We start from the raw sequence: 18,117 nt of genomic DNA, 5'->3' as shown, positions 1-18,117 counted from the left end.
GTTGTGTTCACTTTCGCTTATACCAAACTCACCCGCAAGCAGGGGGTGGACCCGCGTGGTCTGACTTTCGCGGTGCTCGATTTCGAAACCACCGGGCTCCATCCGAACAAGGGATCTCGGGTCTGCGAGGTCGGCGTCGTCCGAATGCGTGGCGACGGCACGGTGCTGGACGAGTACTCGACCCTGGTGAATCCGGGTGTGCGGATCAACAACGAGGAACACCACGGCATCACCAACACCGAGGTGAAAACCGCGCCCACGTTCGAGCAGATAGCCGGAGATCTGCTGGCTTTTCTCAGCGACGCGGTGGTGGTCAGCCACAACCTGCCGTACGAGGAAAAGTTCCTCTCCGCCGAGTTCGGCCGCCTCGGTATGGACATTCGGAAAGTGCCGGGATTGTGCAGTCTTGTTCTGGCGCGGTCCCAGCTCGACCGCTACGGTTACCGACTGGAGAACGTCGTCAACCTCGTGACCGGCGAGTGGCCCAGCGCCTGGCATTCCGCGCTGGGGGATGCTCGTTCTCTCGCCGCCACCCTGGCGCGTCTCATCAACGAAGCACCGCAGCAACTTTCGTGGGATGGGAAATCGCCGGTCACGTTACCGGAGCATCCCCGGACCGGAAGTATCGCTCCGCGCGCTGCCGGACTGCGCAAAGGCACCGAAGGATGGCTTGCCACACTGACAGCGCGCCTGCCGTACATGACAAACCCACCCGTACCCAGAGCCGAACAACTGGCCGATTACCGCTCGATGCTCGGCCACGCACTCAGCGACGGTCGTGTGGTGGGGGAGGAAGCCACTCAGCTCGCCGTGTTCGCTGCTCGTGCGGGGCTCACCCAGAGTACGGCTCGGCAGGTACACGAGGATTTCCTGACAGAAGCCCGTGCGCAGGCGGAAGCGGACGGAAAAGTTACCGCTACGGAACTCAAGGAACTCACTCGCGCTGGTAAGGAACTCGCTGCCAGTCATCTGATCAGCGATCTTGAGGCGGCGGCGGCCGCTGACAAGGCCAGACGCAACGGTCCGCTCAAAGGGTGGCGAATCCTTCCGGTTGGCGAGTCGGAGCGGATCAGCGCCGTCATGGACATGGCGGCATCCCACGGGGCCGCTGTTGCGATCAATCCCACCAAGACTGTCCGGATGGTCATCGCCGACGAGGTATCAGGTGATGATTCCCGCCTGGCCAAAGCGCGCGATCAGGGCATCGAGGTACTTTCTCCTGATGAGGGGGAACGGAAGCTGCGGGATGTGATCGAGCAATCCGCGGGTTCCCTGTTCAACGATTCCGATGGTCAGCAGGCAGCCGAACGGTTGAACGCCGAAAAAGCAGCTGAAACGCAGCAGGGACCTCCAGAGTGGCACCAGTTCTGGCGTCGCCGGGAGCTCAACGGAGGGCAGTACTACAGCATGTTCCTCCAGCCCTACGAGCGGCGTGGCGGTGCAAGCGATTCCGAGAAAGCAGCCGCCGGTGGCGGCGGATGCGCAAGCGCGGCCGTGCTCGCCGGGGCTGTCACTCTCGCCGTGGCTGAGGCTATTCGCCAGATCGTCGCATGAGAGTGCGGTCACGCTCGGGTTCACTGATTGCGGGCCAACGTGGGGGCTGGTTCGGCTAGGGTGATCGTGAGTGAGTGGGGTCGTGCACGGTGAGCGTGCCTGTGATGTGAAGGGAGCCGTGATGGCGGAGCAGAGCGCCGATGCGTCCGGTTTCGTGGGTGCTGGGGCGGCGTTGCAGTCGATCCGGGACGAGAACTCCTGGATCCAGCAGCAGATCTCGGGCGGCGGCCTGAGCATGGAACCCCAAGCCGCCGACCACGCGGCCAAGGTGTACAGGCGTGAGGCCAAAGTAGCCGATGAGCTCGCTGTTTCAGCCGGTAGGTTGCAGCAGGTTCCAGGTCTGGGGGCTTACACCTCTGGACAGCAGTTGGCGGCCAAATTCGGAAACAAGGCTCAAAACGGTTCGAGTGGTGCGGCGGATTTGTTGGGGCAGTTCGCTGAAGAGCTGCGGCGCAAGGCGAATCTGTTCGAGCAGGCAAAGAAGAACTATCAGGCTACCGATGAGCAGGTTGCCGACGATCTGCGGAGGGGTGCACAGTGAGGTTGTGGACGCGATCGTTGTTGGCGGCTGTTGCCGGAATGGCGCTGATCGGAGCCACTGCGTGTTCGCCGAGCGAAGGTGCTGGTAACGGCTCTTCAGAGACGACTGGGAGTTCACCGTCAGGTGAAGCATTGGCGACTGTGAAGCCGTGCGAAATGTTGTCTTCGGAGGCTCTGAAGTCATTCGGTCTGGAAGTGCCGGGGGAACCTAAGGACCAGCTACCTTGGGCACCGGGATGCTACTACTCTGGTGAACCGGTTTCAGTGAGGATGGAAAAAAATACGCGTGAGACAGTCTCTTCTTCAGAGGAGAAATCTGTTTGGGTTGAGTTCGAGCGCCTTGAGGTAAACGGCCGTACCGGAGCTCGGGCTATTAACCAGGGGACTACGAAGGCTCGACTGTGCAATGTGATGTTTGACGCCGGTCAGGGATTAATCCAGGTTCAGGCTCGCGAAAATCAACTGCCTGACGATGTGAACGAATGTCAGAAGGCGTTGGAGATCGCGAAGAAGATCGAGCCGAATGTTCCTGAGCCCGCGTGAGCGGGTGTCGTCGACACGCCGCGCTGATAGGCGTGCTTCGGTCTCGATGTGAGTGAGGGCGCGGGTAGCGCCTCCGGTGTTGGCGGAGGCGCTGCGTCGCCGAAACTGTCTCAGCTGAACCGGTCGGTTTTGACCGCGTGTAGGAACGTTTGCCACTGCGCGCTTGTGGTGGTGAAGTAGCCGAGCGAGCGGTCCTTGGTGTCGCGGACCGCCGCGCCGTCGCCGACCCGGCCGACCTCGACGCAGGCGGTGTGCTTGCTTGACCGACTGGACTTACGCCAGCGCGTAACAGTTTCCGTCACGATGCCTTCTCCTCGTTGCTGCTTGTCCGGTCCGCGATGAAGTCCTTCGTCTCCTCCGGGCGCATCGCCGCATCGAAAAGGCTACCCAGTGACTGGCGGTGCTTTTCAACTCGAAGAGGGCGAACTCGCTTGAGTGAGTGAATTTCCAGTGGTTCGCTTGGGGGAATATTTGTCGGACCAGCAATTGACTACCAAGTTTAGAAGAAGGAGAGCAACGGTTCGACTGGCGCGGCGGATCTCTTGAAACAGTTCGCTGATGAATTGCGTCGCATGGCGGATCTGTTCAAGCAGGCAAAGAAGAACTATCAGGCTACCGATGAACAGGCTGCCGATGATCTGCGAAGGGGTGCGCAGTGAAATTGTGGACACGCTCGTTGTTGACCGCTGTTGCTGGGGCGGCGTTGATTGCGGCTTCCGCATGTTCGCCGAGTGAAGGTGCTGGTGACGGCTCGTCAGAGACGAGTGGGAACTCGCCTTCCAGTGAGGCATTAGTGAGTGTTAAACCGTGCGAAATGCTTTCCTTGGATACCCTAAGATCATTCGGGCTGGAAGTGCCGGGAAAGACCAAAAGTGAACTACCATGGAAGCCGGGTTGCTACTACGAAGGTGATCCGTTCACTGTGAGGATGGAGAAAAACACCCGTCAAACGGTGGATTCATCCGCGCAGAAATCAGTTTGGGCTGAGTTCGAGCGTCTTGAGGTCAATGGTCGCTCCGGAGCCCGAGTGATCACCAAAGGAGCAACACAGACGCGGGCTTGCGGCGTTATGTTCGACGTGGGAGAAGGAATCGTCCAAGTCCGAGCCCGTGAGATCCGTTTGCCTGACGACGAGGATGAGTGCGCTGAGGCTTTGAAGATCGCGAAGAAGATCGAGCCGAATGTTCCTGAGCCCGCGTGAGCGGGTGTCGTCGACACGCCGCGCTGATAGGCGTGCTTCGGTCTTGGCAGGAGTGGGGACGCGGGTAGCGCCTCCGGTGGTGTCGGAGGCGCTGTGGCGCCGGGGTTGTCTCAGTGGAACCGGTGGGTTTTGACCGCGTTCAGGAATGTTTGCCACTGGGCGCTCGTGGTGGTGAAGTAGCCGAGCGAGCGGTCCTTGGTGTCGCGGACCGCAGCGCCGTCGCTGACCCGGCCGACCTCGACGCAGCTGCTGTTCGGTCCAGACCGGCTCGACTTCCGCCATCCGCTTGGTGTGGTCCTCATTGGGAACTCCCTTCGAACTGGTCAGCTATGGAGACCATGAGTTCGTCCGAGTCCTCTTGGCTCATGGCCGCTTTCATGAGCGTATCCGTCTCCTCGCGATATGCTTTCACATCCTGCACGTCATACAGGAAAGCTGGCCCACGGAAGTGCTCCAGATGCACGATCGGATCAGCTTTGGCGAATTCGTAGAACACAAACGCGCCGTCATGGGCCAGAGTCCAGCGCCGTAGCTTGCTCGGTAGGACGCGTACCTCGATGTTCTCCTGTTGCGACAGAGCGAGTACGTGACGTACCTGCTCTGCCATCAGCGCATCACTGCCGAACGGTTCGCGTAGTGCTCGTTCGGCCAAGATCACCCCTACCTGGCACGGCGTATTCAGGACGGCTGCTCGTGCCATTCGCAGTTCGACACGGACGTCCTGCTCATCGGGCGGAAGGCTGATCATCATCTCGCGGGCATAGGACCGGGTCTGCATCGGACCGGGAATCAGCATCGGAGCCACGTGCAGGACCCGCTCGGCAGTCCTGTCGAACTCCGACAGCTCGATCAGATGTCGATGAAGCCCTTTGGATCCATCCACGATCATGTTTGGTGTGGTGGCCGTGGTTGCGAACTCCACCAGTTCGTCATACCTGGATCCAGTGACTCCAAGAGTTCCGGCAACACGAGCCACGTATTCCGGTTTCGGCGAGCGTTCGCCCCGTTCGTAGCGAGACACGGTTCCCTGCGAGACCTCAAGCAGTTTCGCGAGGTCACGAACCGTCATATCAGCTTGTTCGCGCAGCTCACGTAGTTCAGCGCCGAGCAATCTCGCTTTGGGAGTGTGTCCGTCTCTGACTCCGGCCATGAGCCAAATCCTAGGTGATCACAACTTCGCACAACTACACACGAACGAGGCATTGTCTCTTTGGATCCGGTGTCAGATTCTGGATCCGGCAACAACATAGGCCATCATCGGGAGGCAACGCCATGTTCACGAGAGGCAGATCTCCGTACATCCCGCCTCGGGAAGTGTCCGTTGTGGTGGGTGCGAGTCGTGCGCCTGCTCGCGTCGCGTCACGCGGCGATGGTTGGACAGTGGTGATCTCGGGCGGGCGAGTCGGGCTGAGGGCGCTTCGTCCTGCGGTTGACGGGAAGCTCTCGTGACTCCGTCGCCGAGTGCTTGGTACGACCTGGCGTTGCATTGGCACGCCCATGTGGATCTGCGGGCCAGTTGCTCCAGGTCTCGTCGTAGGCGGCGGCCGGTGGCGGTGTTGTTCACGCCGCAGGCCGCGGCGGCCTGGCTGGCCGGAACCGTGCAGCGCTACCGCAGCGAGGCGGTGACCGTGCGGCACAACCCCGCCACCGGCCCTGCCCCAGTCGACTCGAAGTCTCGGGACAGCTGCGGCGACCACCACCTGCTGGCGCTGGGCTACCCCCTCGACGCGCTGATCCTCACCACCAGCGGGGAGCTGTACCTACACCTCGACCCGCTCGGCCCCCGCGAATGCCCCTACCACCGACCCGAACGATCCGAACGCCACAACTCAGGAGGCAACCATGTTCTCTAACGCCATGACGCTGTACCGGGTGGTCAACCCCGACTCGCTGGGTTCTTACACCGAACTGCTGCACCACCAGCCCACCGAGGACCGCGTCGACGACGCCGAAGCCCTGCCCCGGCTGCGCGAATGGGCACTGGCCGTGCTCTACCGCACCGAAGAGCGGTTCGGGATGTACCAGATCGCGATCATGCCGCTGGACCAGCACCACAGACCCGACGAGAACGCCTTCCACGACCTCATCGCCGACGACACCGAGGTCATCGAGGACTACCTCTGCTGGTCCGGATGCTCCGAACTCGTCCCCGCATCGGGCAGGTGAATCTCCGGCTGGTCTGCTTGGGTGGTTACTTGGCGGAACCTCCGGCACGGCTCTCGCTCTGGCCAAGCCCGACATCGAGTAGCCACCTACCCCACGTCGGGCCTTCCTCGCGAGAGCCGCACCAGAGAACCCGCGTCAGCGCCGATTGCCAGGGCAGTAGTAAGCAACTGCGCCGCTTCGGCTGGGAGGGCACTTGCCGGAGGCCGCTTGCGGTTTCGTGGCGAAACCTCCGGTTTTACTGATGGCCACGTGAGCGGTGGTGTTGCTCAGTGCGTGCTGACGGTGGTCGCTTCGATCCACAACACTCGAAGGAGGCAGTAGCCAGACTTACGAGTACTGCGCGGCGACGAAGTTCGGTCTACGTGTTCCAGTCCTGACACTGCAGCGCCCTACACCACACGGCTACAGAGCCCCAGTATTCGCCATTGCGAATGAGTACGTGCATCCTGGCCCAACAGGAACACTCGTGATGATCTTATTGTGTGGGAGTAGCCATCCTCGTCGGCCGTACCCTTCAGCGGCAACGCCACAACTGAGTACCGAAAGGAACGTATGACTACAGCGGGTGATGTGTCACGCAGTGCGACAACATTCAGCGTGGCAGAGCTGGTCAGCAAGGCATGGGAGGGTGAGATCCGTGTCCCGCACTTCCAACGGGCTTTCAGATGGAAACGGGAGGATGCGTTCAAGCTCTTCGACAGTATCCTGAAGAACTATCCCATCGGAAGCTTGTTGCTGTGGTCCCGCCCGGCTCCCCCGGCGCGACAGCTCCAGTTCGGTGCGCTTCACATCGATGCTGCTGCCGCTGACAACGCACTTTGGGTGGTGGACGGTCAGCAGCGCATCACCACTCTTGCCAATGTAGTCCATTCGCAATCCCAGTCTGATCCTCGTTTTGCACTCGCTTACCACCTGGAGAACAAGCGTTTCGTTAAACCTGCCTCTGGGAACTCACCTCTGGTTATTCCGCTTCCTGTATTGTTTGACCCTCAGCAGGTCATGAAATGGTTCTGGCAGTACCCGGAGATCAATGAATACTTTGATGAAGCAAGTGCGGCCACTCAGAAGATTCGGCAGTACTCTGTGCCCGCATACCGAGTGGAGCACAATGATGAGCAAGTATTGCAGGATATCTTCGACCGTATGAACAATTACGGAAAGCGACTTACCAAGGCAGAAGTTTTCTCTGCGCTTAATGCCGGTGACGAGAATACGGCCCAAGAGCGGTTGAGTTTTCCGGTTATCGCAGCGCATCTTGACGAGGAACGTCGTTTCGGTCAACTCGACGAGGACACCGTGCTGCAGGCAGTGCTCGTCCGACGTCACCCCGATACCCAGCGTGAGATTCGCAACGAATTCAGTGTGGCCGATAGCGAAGGAAGGGACGCTGCTTATCGAGCAGCCGAGGATTCCCTGATGCGTGCCGTAGCGTTCTTGCAGGATGAAGTGGGTGTACCGCACGTGGCTCTGCTGCCGTTCCGCTATCTACTTATCGTTTTGTCGCGATTTTTCGCTTGCCATCCCGAACCTGCAGCTCGTAACCGTAAGTTGCTGCGTCGTTGCTACTGGCGAGCCGCTGCCATCGGACCGGGTATATTCCCGGGAGGAACCACTGGTGCTACTCGAATTCTCGGGCAGCGGATTAATTCGGAAGATGAAACCGGGTCCGTCCAGGGCATGTTGAACGCGTTGGGAGAAAAGCCCGTCGAACTTCCAGTGCCAGATGTTCGCAAGTTTCGGGCAAACTCTGCAGCAAGTAAGATTATCTTGTGTAGCTGGTGGGAAAACGATATCCGAGACCCGGAAAGTGGGGAGGTATTCGACCGTACCGAGCTGGCTGAAAGTTTGACCGGCCAGTGGACAGCCTCTGACGCGGTTTATACCCTCATTTTTCCCAAGCAAATTCCTGATGAGATTCGCACAAGTGCGGCAAATCGGATACTGCTCCCGGTGTTGCGACATGATCGTGGAGAGGTTCAGGAGCTGCTGCTGCGCAACATCAACCAGCTGGAGGAACAGCAGTGGCGTGATATCCAACGTTCCCACCTAATAACTCCCGAGTTGTCGGGTTTGTGGGCTACGGGCGAGATTACTCGGTTTATCGAACAGAGGCAGCAACTGTTGCACGAAACAGTCGCCGATTTTCTGCGTCGCAACTGTGAATGGGACTACGAAGATACTCCACCGTTGAGCGAGTTGGTTATTGACGGGGAAGACGAACTGTCCCCCTCAGAGCCGTACATCGATACCATGCGGGAAGGCTGACATGACCGAGACCCAACGCAGGTACGGCGTCTGGCTACAGCAGCACTACGTGGGATCGCTCAATCAGCGCGGTGATTACACCTGGTTCAGCCCGGACCCGAACTATCTCGCCGACTTCGAGCGTCCGGTGCTCGGACTCGTGTTCGAGGAAAACCCCGGTGCCAGACACAGCAGCTCGTTGCGGTTGCCACCCTGGTTCTCTAACCTGTTGCCTGAGGGGCTGTTGCGCGAGTGGATTGCCGAACAACGGCACGTCTCCGCCGATCGTGAGATGGAGCTGCTCGCCCAGGTCGGCCATGACCTGCCCGGTGCGGTGCGGGTGCTTCCAGAGGACGGTTCTCCAGAAGAGCCCGATACGAACGCTGCGGACGGTGATCCTTACCGCGGTCGCTCGAAACAACGTCCGGATGGCAAGTTCGGCTTCTCGCTAGCGGGGGTGGCGTTGAAGTTCTCCATGCTCCGTGAGCAGGATCGGCTCACCATGCCCGCCCATGGCCAAGGCGGTGACTGGATCGTCAAACTTCCCGACCCGTTGCACCCCGATGTCCCCCGTAACGAATACACCATGATGCGGCTGGGCGCCGAAGCAGGGATCGATGTTCCCGAGGTCCTGCTCGTTCAGCGCGAAGAGATCGCGGGTTTGCCGTCTAATGCCTGGAAAAGCGGGGAAAACCTTGCCTACGCGGTACGTCGTTTCGACCGCGACGAGCAGCGTCGGCTCGTCCACATCGAGGACTTTGCCCAACTCCGCAACACTTATCCGCGCCAGAAGTATGAAGGAAGTTACGAGACTGTCGCCTTCCTTGCCTACCGCTACCGCGATCTTGAGGCGCTGCGTGAGTTCGCCCGCCGGGTTGCATTCAATGCGCTCATCTCCAACGGCGACGCGCACCTAAAGAACTGGTCGCTGATATACCGGAACACTCGTATCCCGAATCTGGCTCCAGCCTATGATCTAGTCGCCACGGAGTACTACAAAGAATCGGGTGAATATGAGGATATGGCGCTCAAATTCGGCAAGACCAGGCGGTTCGATCGAATTACCCTTGACACATTCGAGCGATTGCAACGACGTCTGCAAGCGCCACGCGCGGGTCTTCCCGAAGTAGTGGCCGAGACCGTGGAAAAGGTCCGCCGGGAATGGCCGCGACTCGCACCACTGCTCGACCCCAATCCCGAACTGCGGGACAGCATCGACGTAAGCATCACGCGACGCAGCACCACTTTACTCAAGAAGACCACAACTTGAGCGAGCACTGCTCGGACGGACTGTTCATTAACCCCAACGGTGAACAGGGCAACCTCGACATGCCCACGGGCACGGCGCGCCGCTCGGGCGGCAAAGGGGATCGCTTGCGGCACTCAGCTTCCGGGGTGTGAGCAGGCCAGCCTCGTGGCTGGACGTGGCGACCACCTTGAATGTGATCACAGAGCGGATCGCCGCGACGAGCTCGCGGGGCAGTGGTTGACCTCAGCGCGCTGTTTCGTTTTTTGTAACTGGTTGCGAAAATCGAATCAGTTGACTGGGCACCGAAAGGAGCGAAGATGACCGACCAGGCACGACAGGCTCTGGAGAGCGTCCGCCGTGCCCCGTCGTTGTACCGGCGACCACGTGTCGTGGAGATCGCACTGGCGGTGCTCAGCCTCGGTGCGCTGAGTGCCGGGGCGAGCTGGTTGATCCAATCCGATCCGTCGCTGGTGTGGTCGCTGTTGGCGGCCCTAGTGATCCTGGCTGTTCCGTTCTCGTGGCACTGGGCGGCGTTGCGCGCTCCGGGGCGCGCACCGTGGCGGCGTATCGACACGCTCCTGGCAGGCGCGGCGCTGCTCGCGGGCACGTTTCCCGTATACGAATTGCTCTGGTCCGATGGCTCCAGTGGGACATCCGCCTGGGTCGCTTCGGCGGTAGCGACTGTGATGCTGGCGGTTTTCATCGGTGCGCGGTGGCGCCGATGAGCACGGCCCGAGACCCCCGCGAAGCACTTCCGACCATCCTGCACTCACCGGTGCGACTGGCGATCCTCGGAGCGCTGCGGCACGTGCAGGCCGCCGATTTCGGCGACCTGCAACGCAGCCTGGAAATCACCACTGCCGAACTGTCACGCCAGCTCGGCGTGTTGCATCGCGAGGAGCTGATCGAGATCAAAAAGGTGCAGCGCCACCGCCACACCATCACCAGAGCCCGGTTGTCCGAGCAAGGGCGGTCCCGCTTCGAGGACTACCTCGCCGAGCTGCACCGGGTGGCCTTCGGGCCGTGAGCGGCGGTTCCACACGTGCCCTGTCGGCGAAAGCGCTCGCGAGCACGCCGGACGCGTACTGGCACGCCGTACGCGCTCGGTCAGGTCCGTTGAACGATCGGTATCCGATGTATGCGAATTCCGGGCCAACTCCGCCGTGAGCTGGTTTATCCTCTGCCACTGGTGGGACGACGATCCTCGCGCCCGGCGGACAGGACTTCGAGGAAGTCCGCCGTTGGACACCTTGTTCGAGGAGTCTCCGGGCGAGCCGCCCGGCGCGGCAACCGGTGTCGGACCCGTGTGAGAGAAATCGAGATGATCACCGAACCGCGTGATCCCCGTACCGGCCGGGGCGCGTGCGCGAAGCGGTGCCGCGCGGCACCGCCGGACCGGCGCGGCGCGGCGGTGTACCGGCTTCCCGGTCCGTGGAGCTGTCTCCCCCGACCGACCCCGGACGAGCCACCGACAGCGAGCCACCGCCCCAGAAGAGCCACCGAGAGGGAGCACAACCGTAAATGACCACCCCGGACAGCTCGGACGGACTGTTCATGAACCCCAACGGTGAACAGGGCAGCCTCGACATGCCCACCGGCACGGCGCGCCGCTCGGGCGGCACCGGCTTGGGCGGTAAAGGCGGCACCCGCGACACCGGCGCGGGCGGAGAGGACGCCGACGCGCGGCCGGACCCGACCCGGCTGCTGGACACCGAGCAGCGGTTCCCCGATACCAGCGGCGCCGAAGTGCGCGACGGATTGCAGGAACTCATCGTGCGCGACCTGCTCGGCCCGTGGGACGGCGACGCCGAGCAGCTGCCCTACGGCTCCAGCGGCCCCCGCGAGCGCTACCTCGTCGGGATGCTCGGCCCCAAACAGGACGCCCGCCCCACCGCCGACGCCGAACCCGCGCCGGACACCGGGGCCGAGACCGGCGGCGAGGCCAACGGCGAAGGCGGCGGCGCTCCCCCCGAAGTGCTCAGCCCGCAGAGCCTCGGCCGCATCTGGGCCTCCTCGATGGGGCTGAGCTGCACCGTCGCGCGGGACACCACCGCGCTGCACGTCACCGTCGAATGGGGCCGCTACGCCAAGGAGGACACCGAGACCGCCGAAGGCGCCAAGCGCAGGCTCTGGACCCGCGAACCCGTCACGGTCAGCCGCGAGGTCCGGCTCGACGGCACCCGCTCGCACCGCCTGCCGCTGACCGCCGACACCGCCGAGGAACCCGGCGTGCTGCTGGCCGTGACCGCCCGCGACCGCGACGGCAAACGCGTCGTGGAACTCACCCTGGTCAACGCGCAACGGGAGGGCACCCCGCAGGAGGAGTCCTGGATGTTCCAGACCCGGCTGCGCGTCACCGCCCTCGACGGCGCGTCGCCGGTGTTCCTGCCCGCCGACGACCCGCTGCACGACAGCGCCGCCGAGGACGACCCGGAGGAACAGCACCTGCGGCTGCTCTACCGCGGCCAGCTGCGCTACGCCTCCGGCCACAACGTCGCCGTGCACCCACACACCACCCCCGGCGCCCGCCGCGCCCACCAGCTCGAAACCACCTGGCTGCCCACCTACGAGGTCCCCGCCACCGTCGCGCCCGGCAACCAGCAGGGCAGCCCGCTGGCGGGCACCGAACTCGCCATGGACACCCTCGCCACCGCAGCGTCGTTCGAACTGCGCGCCGGGCTGGCACCACTGTCCGAGGGGTACCGCCGCTGGCTCGACCAGCGCGAGTCCGAAGCGCGGGAACTGCCCGACTCGCTGCGTGAGACCGCCGAATCCGCCGTCTTCCAGGCACGCCGCGCCGCCGACCGGGTACAGGCGGGCATCGACCTGCTCACCGACCCCGAACACCCCGGGCACGCCGACGCGCTGGCCGCGTTCCGGTTCGCCAACCGCGCCATGGCCGCCCAACGCCGCCACACCGACCTCGCGCGGCTGCGCGAGACCACCGAGATCGGCTACCCCGAGGCCAAGCAGCGGGTACAGGCCAACGGCGCGGCCGGGGCCTCCTGGCGGCCGTTCCAGCTCGCCTTCGTGCTGCTGAACCTGCCCTCGCTGGTCGACCCGGACCACGCCGAACGCGCAGCCGACTCGAACGCCGTGCTCGACCTGCTGTTCTTCCCAACCGGCGGCGGCAAGACCGAGGCCTACCTCGGGCTGACCGCGTTCACCTTCGCCATCCGCCGGTTGCAGGGCACCTTCGGCAGCGGCGAGGACGCCCGCGACGGCGGGGCCGGGGTGGCGGTGCTGATGCGCTACACCCTGCGGCTGCTGACCGCGCAGCAGTTCCAGCGCGCCGCGGCGCTGGTGTGCGCGGCGGAGATGATCCGGCGCGAGGACGAGGCCACCTGGGGCGCCGAACCGTTCCGCATCGGACTGTGGGTCGGCGGCAGCGTCTCACCCAACTGGTTCGGCCAGGCCGAGCAGCAGATCCGGGACGCCCGCGAGGCCGGCGACGGCAAACGCGCCAACGTGCTGCAGACCCTGGCCTGCCCCTGGTGCGGCTCCGCGCTGCTCGCCCACCGCGACGCCGAGGTCGACACCGCCACCCGCCGGGTGCTGCTGCACTGCCCCAACGCCGAGGGCAGCGACGCCTGCCCGTTCTCCAAACCGCACTCGCCCGAGGGCCTGCCCATCCTCACCGTCGACGAGGAGATCTACCGGCTGCTGCCCAGCCTCGTCATCGCCACCGTGGACAAGCTCGCCCAGCTGCCCTGGAAGGGCTACGCCGGGATGCTGTTCGGCCGGGTGCGCCGCTGGTGCCCCCGGCACGGCTACCGCCACGCCGACCTCGACGCCGAGACCGGCTGCGCCGACAAGCACCAGAAGAAGAGCGGCCACCCGAACGTGAGCAGCAAGCCCGTGGCGCGGCTGCGCGCGCCCGACCTGATCATCCAGGACGAGCTGCACCTGATCTCCGGGGCGCTGGGCACCACCGTCGGGCTGTTCGAGTCCGCGGTGGACGAGCTGTGCTGCTGGCGCACACCCGGCGGCAACGAGGCCGGGCCGAAGATCATCGCCTCCACCGCCACCACCAAACGCTCCGGCGAGCAGGTGCGCGGGGTGTTCAACCGCGATCTGGCGGTGTTCCCGCCGCAGGTCACCGAGGTCTCCGACACGTTCTTCTCACACCAGGTGTCCACCGCGGACAAACCCGGCAGGCGCTACCTCGGGATCTGCGCCCACGGGGTGCGGCTGAAATCCGCCGAGATCCGCGTCGCCGAGATACTGCTGCTGGCCGGGCAGACCCTGTTCGACCAGCACGGCGCGGCGGCCGACCCGTACATGACGCTGGTCGGCTACTTCAACGCCACCAGGGAACTCGCCGGGATGCGGCGCTCCCTCGACGACGACGTGGCCACCCGCGTCCGCACCCACGGCCGCAGGCGCGGCATCTCCGACCGGCTGCCCAGCCGCGCCGCGATGCTCAACATCCAGGAGCTGACCTCCCGCATCTCCTCGGCCGACATCAGCGAGGTGCTCACCCACCTGGAGAACGGTTTCGACGCCGAGATCGACACCACCACGCGGCGCCACGCCATCCGCGCGAACCTGCGAGAGATCTACGAGCAGCGGCGCAAGTCCTCCCGCGGCAAGGACACCCCCGAGCCGCATCCGCTCAGCGCACGCCGCGAACAGCGCCGCAAGGACGGCCGCGACCCGGTGGACGTGGTGCTGGCCACCTCGATGCTGCAGGTCGGCGTGGACGTCTCCCGGTTCGGGTTGATGATGGTCACCGGCCAGCCCAAGAACACCGCCGAGTACATCCAGGCGTCCTCCCGCGTGGGCCGCACCGACAGCGGGCCGGGGCTGGTCGTCACCCTCTACAACTGGACCAGGCCCCGCGATTTGGCCCACTACGAGGACTTCGAGCACTACCACGCCACCTTCTACCGGCAGGTCGAGGCGCTCTCGGTCACCCCCTACACCCGCCGCGCGCTGGACCGGGGAGTCACCGCCGCGTTCGTGGCGGCGGTGCGCAACGCCGCCGAGCCGCACTCCGGGGAGAACGACGCGCAGGAAGTGGCGCTGGACTCCCCGCTGGTGGAGCGCATCACCGAACGGATGCTCGACCGCGCCGAAGCCGTGCGGGGGCAGCGGGGGCGCGACTACCTGGCGGAACGGCTCGGCCGCACCAAGGACCTCTGGAGCGGCGAGCAGGACGGCGAGCACTCGGTCGGCTACGTCGGTCGCTCCGCCGGACGGGGGGAGCAGCCCCGCCGCGCGCTGCTGACCAAGCCCGGCGACCACGCCTGGCGGGACAGCACCGTGGCGCAGTCGATGCGCGAGACCGAGAACGAGATCAACCTGCTCGTGCCCGGCGGGGAGGAGCTGTTCCAGACCCTCTACAACGCTCCCGCCTGGACCTTCGCGCCCGCCCCGGACGGCGAGCCCGACGCCGAGGACGAGGAGATCCCCGAGGGCGACGAACTCGGCGACACCGCACTGCCCACCACCAAACGCAAACCGTGACAGCGTTCCACCCTCGCTCGGCTCTCCCAGGTGTTGGCGGTGCCGCACGCACTGGAATATCCGGCACAGCGGCGTCAATTTCTCGCGAAATCGCGGCGCCCTCGGCGCGGTGCCGAGCACCTACCGCCCCCGCGGGGCGCACTCCTACCACTCACGCAGCCCAACCACCCGCGGGTTCTCCCGTGCGGCTCTCGCGAGGACGTCGGAGACGTTGTGTAGTACCTACCCGATGTCTCCGGCACCGCAGCGAGAGCCGTGCGAGAGGTTCCGCCAAGCGAGCAGCCACCCAAAGCCGTACGACATGCCGCTCCGGAAAGGAGCTTTATGACCACTAATCATCGCCGTCGCGTGGGCTCGGTCCGCCCGAGCCACCTCATGTTCACCAGCGGGGTCGGCGCGCTGGTCGACATGCCCAACTTCTCCGTGCTGGTGCGCGGGCTCGACGACTGGAACTACAACGACGTCCGTGACCGACACGACTGGAAACCGATCGCCGAACCCCGACTGCTCTCCGCGGTGCAGGGCATCTTCGGCAAGAACGTCAAGGAGCTGTTGCCCGCGCCCTGGCTGGACGGCCTCGACCAGGACCCGCGGGGTCCGGCGTCCAGGGTGGGCGTGCCGACCGTGCCGTTTCCCTCCTGGTTGCGCTGCACCGCCTGCAACGAGCTCGCCCCGGTGGACTCGCGGGTGTTCGGCTTCGAGAACGAGGTGCCCCGCAGGCCGCAGGACGCCCGGTTCTTCCACCAGGGCTGCGGCGTCAAGAAGAGCGGAGCCCCGCCGCTGGCGATCTCCTCCCGGTTCCTGATCTCCTGCACCGCCGGGCACCTGGACGACTTCCCCTACCCGGAGTTCGTCCACCACGGAGCCGAGTGCCCCAAGGTGAAACAGCCCCGGCTGCGGATGGAGGACCGCGGCGGCAACCGCGGCGTCAACGTCGAGATCAAATGCGTCAGCTGCGGCGAGCACCGAAACATGGGTCAGGCCATGGGCCAGCGCGGCGAGCAGAATCTGCCGCGCTGCCGGGGCAGGCACCCGCACCTGAACCGGTTCGACCCGCAGGGCTGCGGGTGCGCGCCCAAGGTCCTCACGGTCGGTGCCTCCAACCAGTGGTTCCCGCAGAACCTCTCGGTGCTGGCGGTGCCCCGCACCGAGGCGAGCGAGCTGGAGACCAAGGTCGAGCAGCACTGGAACGCGGTGTCCACGCTGCCCGCCGCGATGTATCCCTACGCGCGGGAGAACGTGCCCGCCTTCCACGAACTCACCGGCTGGAGCGACGCCGAGATCGAGGCGGCGGTCGAGCGAGTGCGGGCCAGGATGGAGCAGGAGAGCGAGGAGGACAGCGAGACCGAACAGCCCGACCTGCGCACCCCCGAATGGGAGGTGTTCGCCGCGTCCGAGCTGCCCGCACCCACCGACGACTTCACGCTGCGGCGCATCGGAGCCCCGCCCGAACTGGCGGGCTACTACGCCGACGTGGTGCAGGCCGAACGGCTGCGCGAGGTCCGCGCGCTGACCGGGTTCACCCGACTCGACGCGCCCGATCCGGAGGACCCCAAGCTGGTCACCCGCGCCCCGCTGGCCCGGTCTACGCCGCAGTGGGTGCCCGCCAGCGAGGTGCGCGGCGAGGGGATCTTCCTGCGCGTGCCCGAGGACCTGCTGTTCGGCTGGGAGGGCCGCGCCGCCGAGTCGCAGGCGATGCACCGCCACCGACGGGCCTACGCGGAGTTCCGCAAGAACCGCTACTCCGACCGCATCCCCGGCGAGTTCGACGAGATGCGCAACTGGCCCGGCCCGCGCTATCTCGCGCTGCACACCCTCTCGCACCTGCTGATCCGCACCATCGCCCTGGAGTGCGGCTACAGCTCGGCCAACCTGTCCGAACGCATCTACGCCGGCACCGAGGACGACCCGCGCAGCGGCATCCTGCTCTACACCGCGGTGCCCGACGCCGAGGGCACCCTCGGCGGGCTGGTCTCGCAGGCCGAACCCGACCGGCTGGTGCGGCTGACCCGGCGCGCGCTGAGCGAGGCGCGGCGCTGTTCCTCCGACCCGCTGTGCGCCGAGCGGCTCCCGCAGCCACCCGCCGACCACCTGCACGGCGCCGCCTGCCACGTCTGCCTGTTCGTCTCCGAGACCACCTGCGAACGCGGCAACCGGTTCCTGGATCGCAGGTTCGTGGTTCCCGTCGACGAGCACGAGGACCTGGCGCTGTACCGCGAGCGGCCGTGAGGGTGTGGGCATGACCGGCGAACCGTCCGAGCTGGAAAGCGTCGCTGCCGAGGCGTTACCCCGCCTCGGGGCGAGCGCGCTGCGCACGCTGGCCGACCGCATCCAGGCGGGCTGGCCGGAACAGGCCGTGCTGGCCGGGCCGGGGGAGGAGTACACCGAGACCGCGCGGGCCGTCCTCGACGCCCAGGTGACGGAGGGGCGCTCGGCCGAGGAGACCGCGGGATTCCTGCGCGGACTGACCGCCGGATACAACCGCCGTGCCGCCGAGATCGCGGTCGAACCGGTCTGGAGCGGCCCCGGCACCCACCCCGTGCCGGTGCGGGCCACCGCGCGGGTGCTGGTCGAACTCATCGAGCGGGCGAACCACGAGCTGATGCTGATGACCTACTCGGCACGGCCGCACGAGCAGCTGCGGCGGGCGCTGCGCGCGGCGGTCGAGCGGGGAGTGGCCGTCACCGTGGTCGTGGAGACCCTGCGGGGCGCGCGGGGTGCGCTCGGTGGCCCCGAACCGGTCGATGCCTTCGCCGGGATCGGCGGCATCGAGTTGTGGCACTGGCCGCCGCGGCAGCGCACCGAGCGCAACTCCAGGACCCACGCCAAGATCGCGGTCGCCGACCGGCGCGAACTGCTGGTCTCCAGCGCCAACCTCACCCAGTCCGGAGTGGACCGCAACATCGAGGCGGGGCTGCGGGTGCGCGGCGGGACCGCCCCGCAGCGCGCCGCCGAGCACCTCACCGAACTCAAGACCAGGGGAATCCTCGAACGGCTGGCGGAGACGCGGCAGCAAGAGCGCGGGTGAAGCCCGGGCGGATGAAGCCGGGGCGGGTTCCGGGAACGCCCCGGAATCCCCGGCTTCGGCGACCGCGCGGGAAAGTCGCGAGTACCGCCGGGCGTTCCCTGAATCCGACGGATCAGGTGCTAC

Annotated in this window: 16 protein-coding genes; 13 read left to right on the top strand and 3 right to left on the bottom strand. The window is 65.2% G+C overall.

From position 1 onward, the window contains the following. The first annotated feature begins 3 nt into the window (after nt 1–3). The 3 genes from J2S53_RS07885 to J2S53_RS07875 all read left to right on the top strand — a co-directional run bounded on the left by J2S53_RS07885 (nt 4) and on the right by J2S53_RS07875 (nt 2,637). A complete protein-coding gene (locus tag J2S53_RS07885) occupies nt 4–1,554 on the top strand; it encodes a 3'-5' exonuclease (RefSeq protein WP_456240445.1) in 1,551 nt (516 codons plus the stop codon). A 121-nt stretch (nt 1,555–1,675) separates the two neighbouring features. After that, nucleotides 1,676–2,095 carry a hypothetical protein gene (locus tag J2S53_RS07880; protein ID WP_456240444.1) on the top strand — a complete coding sequence of 140 codons (420 nt, stop codon included), beginning with the start codon at nt 1,676–1,678 and terminating at the stop codon, nt 2,093–2,095. Between the two features lie 38 nt (nt 2,096–2,133). Next, nucleotides 2,134–2,637: a DUF3558 family protein gene (locus J2S53_RS07875; RefSeq protein ID WP_456242737.1), complete on the top strand. Its 504-nt coding sequence runs from the start codon at nt 2,134–2,136 to the stop codon at nt 2,635–2,637. 110 nt (nt 2,638–2,747) lie between these two features. Here J2S53_RS07875 and J2S53_RS07870 read toward each other — a convergent pair whose 3' ends face one another. After that, complete coding sequence (locus tag J2S53_RS07870; RefSeq protein ID WP_456240443.1) at nt 2,748–2,939, bottom strand: DUF397 domain-containing protein; 192 nt, start codon at nt 2,937–2,939, stop codon at nt 2,748–2,750. Nucleotides 2,940–3,292: 353 nt separating this feature from the next. Between J2S53_RS07870 and J2S53_RS07865 the strand changes: the two genes are divergently transcribed. Further along, nucleotides 3,293–3,838: a DUF3558 family protein gene (locus J2S53_RS07865; RefSeq protein ID WP_456240442.1), complete on the top strand. Its 546-nt coding sequence runs from the start codon at nt 3,293–3,295 to the stop codon at nt 3,836–3,838. Nucleotides 3,839–3,948: 110 nt separating this feature from the next. Here the strand turns inward: J2S53_RS07865 and J2S53_RS07860 are convergent, their stop codons facing one another. Together J2S53_RS07860 and J2S53_RS07855 are read right to left on the bottom strand one after the other, a co-directional pair. Then, nucleotides 3,949–4,140 (bottom strand): DUF397 domain-containing protein, encoded by a 192-nt coding sequence (locus J2S53_RS07860; protein ID WP_456240441.1) that lies wholly within the window; start codon nt 4,138–4,140, stop codon nt 3,949–3,951. After that, the gene (locus tag J2S53_RS07855) at nt 4,137–4,988 is read right to left on the bottom strand and encodes a helix-turn-helix domain-containing protein (RefSeq protein WP_456240440.1); all 852 of its coding nucleotides are present in this window, start codon (nt 4,986–4,988) and stop codon (nt 4,137–4,139) included. Before J2S53_RS07855 ends, J2S53_RS07860 begins: the two co-directional genes overlap by 4 nt. A 295-nt stretch (nt 4,989–5,283) precedes the next feature. On the opposite strand from J2S53_RS07855, the gene J2S53_RS07850 reads away from it, so the two are divergent. The 9 genes from J2S53_RS07850 (at nt 5,284) to drmC (ending at nt 17,994) form a co-directional block, all read left to right on the top strand. After that, nucleotides 5,284–5,691 (top strand): hypothetical protein, encoded by a 408-nt coding sequence (locus J2S53_RS07850; RefSeq protein WP_456240439.1) that lies wholly within the window; start codon nt 5,284–5,286, stop codon nt 5,689–5,691. Further along, on the top strand, nt 5,681–6,004 hold the full coding sequence (locus tag J2S53_RS07845) for a hypothetical protein (protein WP_456240438.1): 324 nt from the start codon (nt 5,681–5,683) through the stop codon (nt 6,002–6,004). The genes J2S53_RS07850 and J2S53_RS07845 overlap by 11 nt, the downstream gene beginning before the upstream one ends. A 552-nt stretch (nt 6,005–6,556) precedes the next feature. After that, entirely contained in the window at nt 6,557–8,269 is a 1,713-nt protein-coding gene (locus J2S53_RS07840; RefSeq protein ID WP_456240437.1) for a DUF262 domain-containing protein, read from the top strand. A 1-nt stretch (nt 8,270) separates the two neighbouring features. Beyond that, nucleotides 8,271–9,518, top strand: coding sequence for a type II toxin-antitoxin system HipA family toxin (locus tag J2S53_RS07835; RefSeq protein WP_456240436.1), 1,248 nt, complete (start codon nt 8,271–8,273; stop codon nt 9,516–9,518). A gap of 296 nt (nt 9,519–9,814) precedes the next feature. After that, complete coding sequence (locus tag J2S53_RS07830; protein WP_456240435.1) at nt 9,815–10,222, top strand: hypothetical protein; 408 nt, start codon at nt 9,815–9,817, stop codon at nt 10,220–10,222. Next, the gene (locus tag J2S53_RS07825) at nt 10,219–10,524 is read left to right on the top strand and encodes a transcriptional regulator (RefSeq protein WP_456240434.1); all 306 of its coding nucleotides are present in this window, start codon (nt 10,219–10,221) and stop codon (nt 10,522–10,524) included. The genes J2S53_RS07830 and J2S53_RS07825 overlap by 4 nt, the downstream gene beginning before the upstream one ends. A gap of 494 nt (nt 10,525–11,018) precedes the next feature. Then, a complete protein-coding gene (gene drmA / locus J2S53_RS07820; protein ID WP_456240433.1) occupies nt 11,019–14,966 on the top strand; it encodes a DISARM system helicase DrmA in 3,948 nt (1,315 codons plus the stop codon). A 324-nt stretch (nt 14,967–15,290) separates the two neighbouring features. Beyond that, nucleotides 15,291–17,195 (top strand): DrmB family protein, encoded by a 1,905-nt coding sequence (gene drmB, locus J2S53_RS07815; protein ID WP_456240432.1) that lies wholly within the window; start codon nt 15,291–15,293, stop codon nt 17,193–17,195. A gap of 10 nt (nt 17,196–17,205) precedes the next feature. Continuing rightward, nucleotides 17,206–17,994, top strand: coding sequence for a DISARM system phospholipase D-like protein DrmC (gene drmC / locus J2S53_RS07810; protein ID WP_456240431.1), 789 nt, complete (start codon nt 17,206–17,208; stop codon nt 17,992–17,994). Nucleotides 17,995–18,117: the final 123 nt, after the last annotated feature.

Origin of the sequence: Actinopolyspora lacussalsi, assembly GCA_030803735.1 — a bacterium.
Lineage (GTDB): Bacteria > Actinomycetota > Actinomycetes > Mycobacteriales > Pseudonocardiaceae > Actinopolyspora > Actinopolyspora lacussalsi.
The sequence above is the reverse complement of the archived record's forward strand: the minus strand, read 5'-3'. Positions and strand labels throughout refer to the sequence as shown.

Excerpts from the sequence above, each read along its gene's own strand:
- J2S53_RS07880 (WP_456240444.1), top strand. The coding sequence starts at position 1,676 with ATGGCGGAGCAGAGCGCCGATGCGTCCGGTTTCGTGGGTGCTGGGGCG.
- J2S53_RS07875 (WP_456242737.1), top strand. The coding sequence starts at position 2,134 with ATGGCGCTGATCGGAGCCACTGCGTGTTCGCCGAGCGAAGGTGCTGGT.
- J2S53_RS07860 (WP_456240441.1), bottom strand. The coding sequence starts at position 4,140 with ATGAGGACCACACCAAGCGGATGGCGGAAGTCGAGCCGGTCTGGACCG.
- J2S53_RS07855 (WP_456240440.1), bottom strand. The coding sequence starts at position 4,988 with ATGGCCGGAGTCAGAGACGGACACACTCCCAAAGCGAGATTGCTCGGC.
- J2S53_RS07845 (WP_456240438.1), top strand. The coding sequence starts at position 5,681 with ATGTTCTCTAACGCCATGACGCTGTACCGGGTGGTCAACCCCGACTCG.
- J2S53_RS07840 (WP_456240437.1), top strand. The coding sequence starts at position 6,557 with ATGACTACAGCGGGTGATGTGTCACGCAGTGCGACAACATTCAGCGTG.
- J2S53_RS07835 (WP_456240436.1), top strand. The coding sequence starts at position 8,271 with ATGACCGAGACCCAACGCAGGTACGGCGTCTGGCTACAGCAGCACTAC.
- J2S53_RS07830 (WP_456240435.1), top strand. The coding sequence starts at position 9,815 with ATGACCGACCAGGCACGACAGGCTCTGGAGAGCGTCCGCCGTGCCCCG.
- J2S53_RS07825 (WP_456240434.1), top strand. The coding sequence starts at position 10,219 with ATGAGCACGGCCCGAGACCCCCGCGAAGCACTTCCGACCATCCTGCAC.
- drmA (WP_456240433.1), top strand. The coding sequence starts at position 11,019 with ATGACCACCCCGGACAGCTCGGACGGACTGTTCATGAACCCCAACGGT.
- drmB (WP_456240432.1), top strand. The coding sequence starts at position 15,291 with ATGACCACTAATCATCGCCGTCGCGTGGGCTCGGTCCGCCCGAGCCAC.
- drmC (WP_456240431.1), top strand. The coding sequence starts at position 17,206 with ATGACCGGCGAACCGTCCGAGCTGGAAAGCGTCGCTGCCGAGGCGTTA.